Annotated in this window: 9 protein-coding genes; 3 read left to right on the top strand and 6 right to left on the bottom strand. The window is 62.1% G+C overall.

All coding sequences use genetic code 11. The annotated features are described in order from the left end of the window. Nucleotides 1-19: 19 nt before the first annotated feature. The 4 genes from J7I86_RS14715 to J7I86_RS14730 all read right to left on the bottom strand — a co-directional run bounded on the left by J7I86_RS14715 (nucleotide 20) and on the right by J7I86_RS14730 (nucleotide 4,841). On the bottom strand, nucleotides 20-1,477 hold the full coding sequence (locus tag J7I86_RS14715) for a GH1 family beta-glucosidase (RefSeq protein WP_214820978.1): 1,458 nt from the start codon (nucleotides 1,475-1,477) through the stop codon (nucleotides 20-22). Then, nucleotides 1,477-2,379, bottom strand: a complete 903-nt coding sequence (locus tag J7I86_RS14720) for a carbohydrate ABC transporter permease (RefSeq protein WP_214820979.1) — start codon at nucleotides 2,377-2,379, stop codon at nucleotides 1,477-1,479. Before J7I86_RS14720 ends, J7I86_RS14715 begins: the two co-directional genes overlap by 1 nt. Continuing rightward, nucleotides 2,376-3,461, bottom strand: coding sequence for a carbohydrate ABC transporter permease (locus J7I86_RS14725; RefSeq protein ID WP_214820981.1), 1,086 nt, complete (start codon nucleotides 3,459-3,461; stop codon nucleotides 2,376-2,378). Before J7I86_RS14725 ends, J7I86_RS14720 begins: the two co-directional genes overlap by 4 nt. Before the next feature lie 63 nt (nucleotides 3,462-3,524). After that, nucleotides 3,525-4,841: an ABC transporter substrate-binding protein gene (locus tag J7I86_RS14730; RefSeq protein WP_214820983.1), complete on the bottom strand. Its 1,317-nt coding sequence runs from the start codon at nucleotides 4,839-4,841 to the stop codon at nucleotides 3,525-3,527. Between the two features lie 319 nt (nucleotides 4,842-5,160). On the opposite strand from J7I86_RS14730, the gene J7I86_RS14735 reads away from it, so the two are divergent. Continuing rightward, on the top strand, nucleotides 5,161-5,985 hold the full coding sequence (locus J7I86_RS14735) for an alpha/beta fold hydrolase (protein WP_214820985.1): 825 nt from the start codon (nucleotides 5,161-5,163) through the stop codon (nucleotides 5,983-5,985). Nucleotides 5,986-6,105: 120 nt separating this feature from the next. Here the strand turns inward: J7I86_RS14735 and J7I86_RS14740 are convergent, their stop codons facing one another. After that, nucleotides 6,106-7,461, bottom strand: a complete 1,356-nt coding sequence (locus J7I86_RS14740) for a uracil-xanthine permease family protein (protein ID WP_214820987.1) — start codon at nucleotides 7,459-7,461, stop codon at nucleotides 6,106-6,108. Between the two features lie 73 nt (nucleotides 7,462-7,534). Then, a complete protein-coding gene (gene opgC, locus J7I86_RS14745; protein WP_214820989.1) occupies nucleotides 7,535-10,042 on the bottom strand; it encodes an OpgC domain-containing protein in 2,508 nt (835 codons plus the stop codon). 200 nt (nucleotides 10,043-10,242) lie between these two features. Between opgC and J7I86_RS14750 the strand changes: the two genes are divergently transcribed. Both J7I86_RS14750 and J7I86_RS14755 read left to right on the top strand, forming a co-directional pair. Next, the gene (locus J7I86_RS14750) at nucleotides 10,243-10,848 is read left to right on the top strand and encodes a malonic semialdehyde reductase (RefSeq protein ID WP_214820991.1); all 606 of its coding nucleotides are present in this window, start codon (nucleotides 10,243-10,245) and stop codon (nucleotides 10,846-10,848) included. A gap of 284 nt (nucleotides 10,849-11,132) precedes the next feature. Then, the gene (locus J7I86_RS14755; protein WP_214820992.1) at nucleotides 11,133-11,648 is read left to right on the top strand and encodes a 2'-5' RNA ligase family protein; all 516 of its coding nucleotides are present in this window, start codon (nucleotides 11,133-11,135) and stop codon (nucleotides 11,646-11,648) included. Nucleotides 11,649-11,659: the final 11 nt, after the last annotated feature.

The following is an 11,659-nucleotide window of genomic DNA, read 5'->3' on the forward strand; positions in this document are numbered from 1 at the left end:
TAAGCCTCTGAAGGCTACTTTAGGCGTTCACTGTGGCGTCAGCCGCTGCCTTGGCCGAGGCGATGACCCGGGAATATGCCAGTCCGCTGTCCTTCACCGTGCGTTCAAAGGTGTCGTAGTCCACGCGAACCACCCCGAAGCGCTTGCCATACCCCCAAGACCACTCAAAGTTGTCCAGGAGTGACCACACAAAGTAGCCCCGCACATCGGCGCCTTGGTCCAGTGCGTCACCCACGGCTGTGATGTGGTCCAGGACGAACTGGGTCCGCTCGGCGTCGTGGACTGCGCCATCAGGACTGACGACGTCGTCGTAAGCTGCACCGTTTTCGGTGATGTAGAGCGGCGGCAGGGTGGGGTATTCCTCACCAAGGCGCACCAGGAGCTGCCGCAGCCCATCCGGGTTCACCTCCCAGTTCATGGCAGTGCGCGGCAGGCCGCGGCTCGGGAACGCGATGTCCTCGGAACCGATCCAGCACGACGACGTCGGGCGGGTTGCACCGCCCGAGTGGCCGTCGCCGTGTTCAGCACTGGGGTGACCGCTGATGAGGTCATCGTGGTAGTGGTTGACGCCCAGGAAATCGATGGGAGTACCGATGATGTCCAGATCGCCGGGCTTGATGACATCCCGGATGCCGAACTGCTCAAGGTCGTTCAGGGTGTCCTCAGGGTAAGCGCCGCGGAGGATTGGATCGAGGAAGATCCTGTTCTGCAGCGAATCAAAGCGGCGGGCGGCATCAAGGTCCACGGGGTCGGAAGGATCCCGCGGGATGGAGTTGCTGAGGTTCAGCGTGATCCCCAACTGTTGGGCGCCGCGGCTCCGCAGCTCGTTGACCACCAGACCATGCGCGAGGTGCTGGTGATGGATTGCTGCGACGGCAGCTTCCGGTTCCTGACGGCCTGGAGCATGTACGCCGGCTGCATAGCCAAGGAGCGACGAGCAGAAGGGTTCGTTGAATGTGGTCCAGTGCTGAACCCTGTCACCCAGTGCCGAATAGACGTCGTTCGCGTAGTCCACGAAGCGGTAGGCGGTGTCCCGGTTGGCCCAGCCGCCCTTCTCCTCCAGCGCTTGCGGCAGGTCCCAGTGGTAAAGGGTCAGCCAGGGGAGGATGCCGGCGTCGAGCAGTTCATCCACCAAACGTGAGTAAAAGTCCAAGCCCTCGGCGTTCGCGGCCCGACCCCCGGGACGGACGCGCGACCAGCTGGTGGAGAACCGGTACGAATCCAGGCCCAGCTCCTTCATGATTCTGACGTCCTGGGGCATGCGGTGATAGTGCTGTACCGCGTCCTTCAGCGTCTCACCGTTGGCAATTGCACCCGGGACGCGGGCGAAAGCATCCCACACCGAATCTTCCTTGCCGCCCTCGTGGCTGGCGCCTTCCACCTGTGCTGCGGCGGTAGCCGAGCCCCAAAGGAAGCCCTTGGGCCACACCCTGTTAAAGGGGGTGATCGCTGGGTGAGTTGTTGCTTCGAATGGCATTAGCCCTTCACTGCTCCTTGCATGATTCCGGAAATGAGTTGACGTCCCGCCAGGACAAAGAGGGCCAGCAGCGGAAGTGTTGCCATGACGGCGCCGGCCAGGACAATGGAGTAGTCCACGTACCGGGCCGACTGCAGTTGGCTGAGCGCCGTTTGCAAGGTGGGGTTGCCGGCGTCGAGCACCAGCAGGGGCCACAGGAAATCAGTCCATGCCGTCATGAACGTGAACAGGCCCAGGATTGCCATGGCCGGACGCGCCGCGGGCAGTGCCACATGCCAGAACGTGGAGATCATGGACGCACCGTCCATGCGCGCCGACTCGATCAGCTCGTCCGGGATCACGTCCACCAAGTACTGGCGCATGAAGAAGACACCGAACGCTGTGACAAGAGTAGGGATCACGACGGCGCCGATCTCACCCGTCCAGCCCAGCGTGCGCATCAGCATGAACAAGGGAATGATGCCCAGTTGCGTGGGGATGGCCATGGTGGCGATTACGGCCACCATCAGCCAGTTGCGGCCGCGGAAGCGCAGCTTGGCGAACGCATACCCGGCCAGGGTGGAGAACCCCACCACGGAAATGGTGATGATGCCCGAGATCAGGACGCTGTTGCCGAGCGCGAGCCAGAACGGAACGGTGTCGAATACTTCCCCAACGTTGGTCCAGAAGTTTCCGCCCGGGAACAGCGGCGGCCAGGTTTCGCCGAGGGCCTCGTTGGAGCGGCTGCCGATGATCACGGACCACCACAGCGGGTAGGCCGAGGCCAGGAAGAACACCAGCAGCAACCCGTAGGTGAGGAATCCGGGACGCCGGCCGTTGCCAAAGAGTGCTTTCCGTGTGGCCAGGGCCCGGGAGGTCTGCTGAGGTGCCGGTGCTTGTGGCCGGTTTTGCGTGAGGGTCATTTCCCGCTCCTCGGGGTCGAGTCTGGTGCCGTTACCGCCTGGGCGGCGAGGCCGGCGTCGTCAGCTTTTGCGTTCGCAGCCAAAGACCGCTTACGACGGCGGCGGCTGGCTGTGCCGCGATCGTCGCCGTTGGTGGCGATACGGCGCGAGATCAGCCAGTTCACGATGCCGAAGAGCAGGATGATCAGGAACAGGAGCCAGGCGATGGTGGAAGCCTTGCCGAAGTTCTGCCGCTGGAAAGCCATCTCCCACAGGTACAGCACGGTGGTCTGGAACTGGCGCGCCGTTCCGCCCGCCGCCACAGGATCGAAAAGCCGGGGCTCAGTGAAGATCTGCAGCCCGCCAATGGTCGCGGTGACAATGACGAACACCATGGTGGGCCGGATGCTCGGCAGCGTGATGCTGAAAAAGCGGCGGAAGGACCCGGCGCCGTCGATTGCTGCGGACTCGTAGATATCGCGCGGCACCGACTGCATGGCGGCCAGAAGGATCAGGGCGTTGTAGCCGGTCCAGCGCCAGTTCACCATGGTGGCGATGGCGATGTGGCTGGGAAGGGTGTCGTTCTTCCACATAATGGGGTCGATGCCGAAGCTGGACAGGATGTTGTTGATGAGCCCGTACTGCTCGCCGAACATGTTGGTGAAGATCATGGCGACAGCCACGGGAGTGACAACGTAGGGGAGCAGGATGCTCATGCGCCAGAAGGTCTTGGCGCGGAGGTTCTGATCCAGCACCGCGGCGATGATGGTGGCCATGATCAGCTGGGGAATGGTGGAGATCAGGAAAATGCTGACGGTGTTGAACAGGGAGTTCCAGAAAAACCTGTCCTGAAGAACCTCGGCGAAGTTCTGGAATCCCACGAACTCGCCCTGGCCTTTGAGCAGGTGCCAGTCGAAGAGCGAGACGAAGAACGTATAGCCCAGGGGAAAGAGGCCCACCAGGGCAAACAGGATGAAGAACGGGGCAATGTAGAAGTACGGGGACGCCTTCATGTCGAAGACGTTGAGGCGCTGGCGGAACGTCGGTTTCGGTTTGGTGGCGGCCGTTCTATCGGCAGCCGGGCGGTTCAATGTGGTGGTCATGGTCGGGTCTCAGACTCTGTGAGGGGGCCTCCGGTTTCCCGGAGGCCCCACGGCCGGGTGCTGCTAGTTGTTGACCACGAGGTCGTTGAGGAGCTTGACGGCTTCATTCCAGGCTTCATCGGCGGTGCCCTTGCCCGAATCGAGCATCTTGAGGGCGGGACCGAACACGTTCTCCTGGATCACAGAGTCATCCGGACCCTTGAACTGGGCGGTGACACCCTCGGCGCGTGACTCAAAGATTGCGCCGTACGGAGCGTTGTTGAACAGTTCGTTCGGCTTTGCTGCTTCCACGATCTTTGCCTGTGCTTCGAGGGTGCTCGGGAAGTTGTTCGCCGCAGCGGACTGCTTGATCTGCTGCTCAGGTGCGGTCAGCCATGCTGCCAGCTTGGCTGCTTCAGCGGGGTGCTTGGAGGACTTGGGGACCGAGAGGAAAGCGCCGCCCCAGTTGGAGGCACCGCCGGGGAAGACATCTGCTACGTCCCAGCCACTTGCTGCTCCGCCGCCTGCTGACTCAAGCTGGCCCTTGATAGTGCCCAGCATCCACGCCGGGCAAACGTGCGTGGCGAAGGAACCGTCCACGAATGCCTTGCCGTTGCCCCAGTCGAACTGGGTCTGGTTGGAGGACAGGCCATCAGCAGTGCCGGCGGCGAGCATGTCGAACTTTGCCCGCATCTCCTTGTTGCCCTCAACGTTCAGCTTGCCGTCTTTGGTGTAGTAACCTTCGTCCATCTGGTTGACCATGGAGTTCCACACGAAGCCGGACTGGTCATACCAGGCCTTGCCCGTAGCCTCTTTGTACTGGCGGCCCAGCTTGAAGTACGTTTCCCAGCTTGCGTCCTTGCCGCCGAACAGTTCGGCCACCTTTTCGCGATCACTCGGCAGACCGGCAGCTTCAAAGAGTTTGCCGTTGAAGCACAATGCCTGCGGTCCGATGTCTGTGCCGTAACCGATCACGCGGCCGTTGGGGTCGGTGCCCTGCTTGTACTTCCAGTCCACCCAGTTGCTCTTGATGTCTTCGGCGCCGTGCTCCTTGAGGTCCACGAACTGGTCCGAGACCTCCATGATGGAGCCGAGCCAGCCTTCCTCGATGGCCGTGACGTCGCTGAGCCCGGAGCCTGCGGCCAGCTTGGTGAACGCATCGGTCCTGGCGTTGGAACCGCGGTCAATGTTGGTGGCCTCGATGGTGACGCCGGGGTTCTGCTTCTCATATTCGGCATACAGGTCGTCGTATCCGAAGGTGCCGAACGTCGTCACGGTCAGTGTGACGGGGTTGTCGGCGCTCGCCGCTTTATCGCCGCCACCGCTGCAGCCTGCCGCCACGAGGGCAAGAGAGGCTACGCCGGCCAGGGCAGTGAATTTCCTTAGTCGCGAAAACTCCACGATCACTCCTTTGTGTGTTCGAGCGACCGTACGCCTAGGGCGAGAGAGCGCTCTCTGGGATGTGGGACCAATGTATGTGCTGCAAGTCACGTACGTCAAGAGAGCGCTCTCTCGAGGATGCTGTGTGTCTCCGCAAGTCCGCTCGATGAGTGCTCTCCACCAACCCTCGCCGAGGGGTTAGCTCTTGGGGCTATGGAGGGTTGTTGCTGCTGAGAGCTCGCCCCTCGGTGAGTGCTTTCTTCCGAAATCTGATGCCCACGGGTCCTGAACACGTCACGTTCGGCCCTCGATCAGCCACCAGCAGTGTTAGCGTCCGAGGGTGCATTATGTTGACTACGGGTCGGGAACCCCAATTTTGATCATCCACGGATTCTGCGTCGATCATCGGCTTTTGCTGGAGCTCGACCCCGTGTTCGATGCCCACGGCCATTGGCGGCGGGTGTACGTGGACTTGCCGGGCATGGGCCAATCCACGGCAGGGCCCGAGATCGACAGCGCGGATGCCGTGGCCGAAGCAGTCGTCTCCTTTGCCCGGACGACTTTCGCTGACGAAAGGTTCGCAGTCCTCGGCAACTCCTTCGGTGGCATGATCGCCCGTCACCTGGTGGCCGAATTCGGGGAACAAGTACTGGGCCTGGCGCTCCTATGCCCAGTGGTCGTTGCGGATCATGGGTCCCGAACCGTGCCTGCCCGAACAGTGCTCCAAACAGACCCGACCCTGTTGGCGGCCTTGGATCCCGTGGACGCTGCCGACTATGAAGCCATGGCCGTGGTCCAATCCCCTGAGAATTGGTGTCGTTTCCGGGACGCAGCTCTGCCGGGGTTCCGGGTCTTCGATCAATCAGCGGTCCAACGGATCTCCAGCAACTACGCACTCCGTGCCGAACCGGAAGATCGCTTCGCCAACTTTCAAGGACCGGCGCTGATCCTCGCCGGGCGTCAGGATCATGTGGTGGGGTATGAAGATCAGCTCGCCCTGGCAGGTAGCTATCCGCAGGCCACTGTTGCAGTCCTTGACCGTGCCGGTCATAACGCGCACTTGGATCAACCTGCGCTAACGGCTGCCCTCCTTGGGGAGTGGTTGGAGCGGGTCCAGGAATGGAAGAGGGAAGATCAGCGGGCGCAAACGAATCGCGTACATTAAGACCCGGTTTGGGGGCGCCGTGGAGGTGGCCGGCGACGCCTGGTGAGGATCCGATGGGCTGGTTCGGTTAACGCAAATACCCTCAAATCTGGGCTAGCTGTGATCGTGTACTGAAGCCCCCTACTTCCCCTTCTTCCCGCCCCTCTTAGCCGCAGCGTTCATCGCCGACTTCACCGCAGGCGGCAGCCCCGCCGTCTCGGTTTCCGGCTCGGCGACGGTTCCGCGCCAGCGAGCCAGCCCCTTCATACCGTGGTAAATCACCAGGGCAGCGGCGGAACCAAGGGCAATGCCCGTGAACTTCAGCTCGCCAATCGTCCAGGTGTAGTCCGCGATGCCGATGATCAGAGCAACAGCGGCCGTCGTCAGGTTGATCGGGTTGGAGAAGTTGACCTTGTTCTGCACCCAGATTTTCACGCCGAGCACGCCGATCATGCCGTACAGCATGGTCGCGGCGCCACCCAGGACACCGGCCGGAACGGTGGCGATCAGTTCGCCGAATTTCGGGGAGAAGCTCAGCAGGATGGCGAAGATACCGGCCACCCAGTAGGCCGCCGTCGAGTAGACCTTGGTAGCAGCCATGACGCCGATGTTCTCCGCGTACGTCGTGGTACCGGAGCCGCCGCCGAAACCGGCAAGTACGGTCGCGGCGCCGTCGGCCATCAGCGCGCGGCCGGAGACGCCGTCGAGGTTCTGGCCTGTCATCGCGGCCACTGACTTCACGTGCCCCACGTTCTCAGCAACGAGCACCAGGACGACCGGCACGAACAGGCCCACTACGCCGATGTGGAATTCAGGCGTCTGGAACAGCGGCAGGCCAACCCAAGCGGCGGCATCCATCTTTTCGTAGGACACTTCGCCGCGCATCATCGCCACGACGTACCCCACCACAACACCCACCAGGATGCTCAGTCGGCCCAGAATTCCGCGGAAAAGAACAGAAACCAGGATGATCGTGACCAAGGTGATCAGGGCGGTAACGGGAGCGAGATCGAAGTTGGCCTTCGCGGCCGGCGCCAGGTTCAGGCCGATCAGCGCCACAATGGCGCCGGTGACGATCGGCGGCATGAGCCGGTTGATCCATTCAGCGCCAAACTTTTGGACTACAGCGCCAATAAGCGCCAGTACGACGCCGGCAAGAACCACGCCGCCCAAGGCGCCACTGACGCCGTACTGCTGCTGGGACGCCATGATAGGGGCGATGAACGCGAAGCTCGAACCAAGGTAGCTGGGCACCCGGCCCTTGGTGATGACCAGGAAGAGCAGGGTGCCAATGCCCGAGAAGAGCAGGGTGGTTGCCGGGGGCATGCCCGTGATGATGGGGACCAGGAACGTGGCGCCGAACATGGCAACCACATGCTGCATGCCGATGCCGATGGTCAGGGGCCAGGCGAGCCGCTCGTCGGGAGCCACCACATGGCCGGGGCGGATGGACTTGCCGTTGCCGTGGAGCTTCCATTTGATGCCGAGCATGCTCATGGCGGGGCCTTCCTCAGAAGAGTATTGAGATTCGGTGCAACATTACCGCCAAACGCGCCCACGCAACGCTCCCTTAGCGGGGTACCAACCTGAACAGGAACTTGGACTTCACCATCACCCAAAGAATGGTGAGCAGCGCGATGTACACGGCAGTGTTCAGCCAGAGGTTGCCGTCCCGCAAAACGGGGATGTTTGCGATGGCCACAATGAAGAACACGTGCATGATGAACACGTAGAGCGTGGCTTGGCCCAGAGGTATGAAGAACCATCCAACGGCACGTGACAGCGGCTTCCAGAAAGCGCTCAACAACGCGTACAAGGCGATGGTGATGAGGAAGACGTTGAGCACCCGCCCCGGGCCGAGGTAGGTCCGGCTGAAGAAGGTGTCGTAGACATACCGGAACGTCGCCTCCGGGATCAGCGCGAGCCGGATGTCCAGCTGGTTGGTCAAATAAGGGCCGCTCCAGGAGAAAACGGCGCAGGCTGCAGCCAGGAAAATACACACTGCCAGCAACAGTCGCTGGCGCGGGTTGGCAAACCACTCAATGATCTGACGCCGATAGAACCCGGCGGTCATCCCTACAACGAACAGGAGCTGCCATACGAGAAGCGGGAAGGAATCCTCGAACTGCGAGGGCAGCAAACGGAAGCGGAAGATCGAACCTGCAATGTAGAGGCCGACACTGAGCGTAAGGACCAACCATGTGAATCCGCGGGACAGGGCCACGAGGATCAGCGGGCTGATGAGCAGAAGGACCACGTAAAGTCCCATGATGTTGAACTGCCAAGGCCCAACCTGCAACAAGAGCAGAGCCGGGATGAGACCTTGCGGCACGGGGAACTGCAGCAGTCCCTCCATCCCGGCGTAGAGGTTGTACGTAGTGCCCGCAGCTGCGCGACCTGCCCCGCCGGTTCCTTGATCGGTGAAGGTTGTGACCGCTGCGGCATTGATGAAAGGAAGCAGGCTCAGCCCGTACACGATCAGGACCACGGCCAGGGCTGTGAAGTACAACTTCCAGGCGCGCTTGGTGGTCCCGTCCACAACATCACCAAGGTCGGTTGCTATTCGGGGACCGTAAACCATTCCCAGGACAACCCCGGAAAGCATGACGAACAGTTCCGCGCCGGAGACCACCCCCAAGGTCTCCTGGCTGAGCAGTTGGAACACGGAGTTGATGCCCACGTGGTTGACCACCACAAATACGATTGCCAGGCCCCGGAGCATGTCGATCCGCGCATCGCGCTTGCCCGTACCGGTGTAGGACCACTTTCTGGCGAAGGCCCTCGAGGACAGTAGCCACAACGCCGAAACAGCAATCAGCACAGACCCGGCCGAAGCCCACGCGGCCCAGCCCTGGATGACGGTTCCTGTTTTCGGCTGGGGAGCCTCAACGCCAGGCACGTTCTCCAAGCCCTTCTCAGTGACCGGTCCAATGGTGAGGCCGGAGGTGTCCAAAGAGGTTCGGAACGGGTCCGCCAGGAAAGGCTCCGCAGTGGCCCTCCAGTCAATGGGCACCCGGCCTGGTTCGCGCACATCGGTGGTTTCGTTCCAGACCACTGCCCGGACGGCCCCATTGTCGGGCTCCGCGACAGAGGCGAAAACCTGGTGCCACCACGTTTCCTTGACGTCGAGCTCGGCGGCGCCGCCAGCTCCGGGCGAGTAGAAAGCCCCGGTTTCAACCAAGAGGGGCTTACTGCGGGCCTGTACGTAGGTGCTGTAAAAATTGTCGGTTCCGGCCCCGCCACTGAGGGTCCCGCCGCCGGATGCATGCAGGGCGTCATTGAATTCGCCCGCCGCGGGCAGGGTGTTGCTGGCCGCGCCGGCGCCCGTGGTGTCGTGATAGACAGACAATCCAACCCAGTCCACCACGTCATCGCCCGGGTAATACGGCTCAAATGCCGAGTCATCCTGATCCCACACGCCATTACCGCTCGTGTCCACCGACGCCAAGGGCACACCCTTGGAAGGAGCGGACGTGGCTGCCTGGAAGGGGTAGTCCTTTTCCGCAGTCGGAGACCAAACCATCACTGGATCGGGGAGCGTGGCCCTGAGCGCTGCAGCAACTTTGTCGAAAGCAGCCCGATAAGCTTCCGGTTCCTGCCCCCAGCTGACCCACGGGGCGTTCATTTCCGGTGCGAAGCGGACGAACACTTTCCCTCGGAAGCCAGCTGCCGCCGTCGTGATTTGACGCGCAAAAGCGGACGCGACGTCGTCGTTGATGTCCTTCAGGCCAATCGCGGGGCGGACCGTGAGCAGTGCATGCGAGCCTTGGTCCGCGATCTGGGAGAAGTAGCCCTTCAGGTATTCGCGGCCACCGTCTTCCAAGGGCAGGGCAACATTCTGGCCGTAGAGTGCCGCTGGCGCACCGAGTCGCTGGGCGTAGTCCGCTGCTGAATCCTGGTCCCAGTCCAGCAAGGCCCCAAAGAACCGTGCTCCAGGATCTTCGAGGCTGGGCTGCTGCTGAAGGGAATCCGCCTGAACCGAGGCCCAAGCCTGCCCGGTAGGCATCAGGAACATCACCAAAACCATGGCAAGAACAGCCAGCGCCCGCCGACGGGCCGCTAGGGGAAAGGTAGGCATCAGGCCCCTTCTGGTGTCGTCATTCCCACGGCTGAACGCCCCAACGGGTGGCAGCTCGTATGCATGATGCTACCCACTTTCGCGCTGTGCCCAACGTCACGGGCCGTCACGGGAAGAGGACAAGGGAAGTTGAAGTTGCAACCATGGAAAGCAGAAGTGCCCGGCCAGCTCAGGGCCAGGCCCAGCGAAAGGTTCACTAAATGACGATCGCCCACGAAGAAGCAGTCATTGACGCCGCAGCAGTCGACGCCATTTTTGCCGAAGCCCGCACCGCAAACAGCTTCGCCGGTGAGGTCACCGACGAGCAAGCCCGCGCCATCTACGAGCTCACCAAGTTCGGCCCCACCGCCTTCAACTCCCAGCCGCTCCGCGTGACCTACGTCCGCTCGGACGAGGCCCGCGCCAAGCTGGTGGACTTCCTCTCCAACGGCAACAAGGCCAAAACCGCTTCCGCACCGCTGGTGGCCATCCTGTCCTACGACACTGACTGGCAGGGGCAGTGGGATAAGTTCCTCCCCGCGTACGGCGCGCCCAAGGCCATGTACGACGCCGATCCCGCTTTCGCCGCTGCTACGGGCAATAACAACGCTCATTTGCAGGCCGGCTACTTCATCCTGGCCGTGCGCTCGCTCGGTTTCGCCGCCGGCCCGATGACCGGTGCCGACTTCTCCGCAATCGACGCCGAATTCTTCCCGGCCGGCGATCAGAAGAGCTTCCTGGTGGTCAACATCGGCCAGCCCGGCCCGGACGCCTGGGGCGAAGCCAAGCCGAAGTTCGCTTACGACGACGTTGTTCGCACCGTCTAAGTTTTTCTCAGCAGAAACGCCCGCTCACCTTCCTGTGGGCGGGCGTTTTGCGTCGCTGACGCGACCAGCCGAATGCTCTCTCACATCACTCGGGCTTGGGGCCATCGTTCTATCACTTCCGCTCGGGCCCGCCCGAATACTTGAATCGCGCTTTGGCCGAACCTGTAAGCATGTGAGAGAGGGATCGGGATTTAGGGCCGGTATGTGAGAGACGGTTGGCGTTTGCCCCGGGATGTGAGAGACAGTTTGTGCCGGGCGGGTGGGGCGGGTGACAAACTATGCCTATGCGGAACCTCATCTGGGTGGCGTTCACGGAGCCCGTCTCGCCGGGGCTGGTTTTTCCGCGCAGCGACTGGCCGCTGCACATCACGCTCTTAAGGTTCGACGTCGGCGCTGAGGTAAGTGCCGACGTCGCCGACGTCCTTGCGGACCTGGCCGAAGCGCCAGTCAAAGGTGCACTTGGTACCCGGCTGCGGGTGGGCGAAGAGGCGAGCTTCGGGCATATGGGATCCATCCCGGTGAGCCTGATTGAGCACAACCCTTTGCTCCAGGGGTTGCACGAGGAAATCGTGGAGGCGGCAATCAGCGTTGGAGCCAGGATTGCCACTCCCAACTACATCCTTGACCACTACCGGCCGCACATCTCCCACCACGATGGAAAGCGCCCAAAGTCCGGAGGCGTCGTCGTGCTTAACCAGATTGCGCTGGTGGACATGGCTCCCGAAGGCGACCACACCATCCGGCGCATCCTCAGGCTCTGGACGCAGGACGCCCAAAGCCTGAGGAACCAGAGGCACTGAGAAATCAGAGC

The organism is Arthrobacter sp. ISL-95, from assembly GCF_018613695.1.
Classification (GTDB): Bacteria; Actinomycetota; Actinomycetes; order Actinomycetales; family Micrococcaceae; genus Arthrobacter.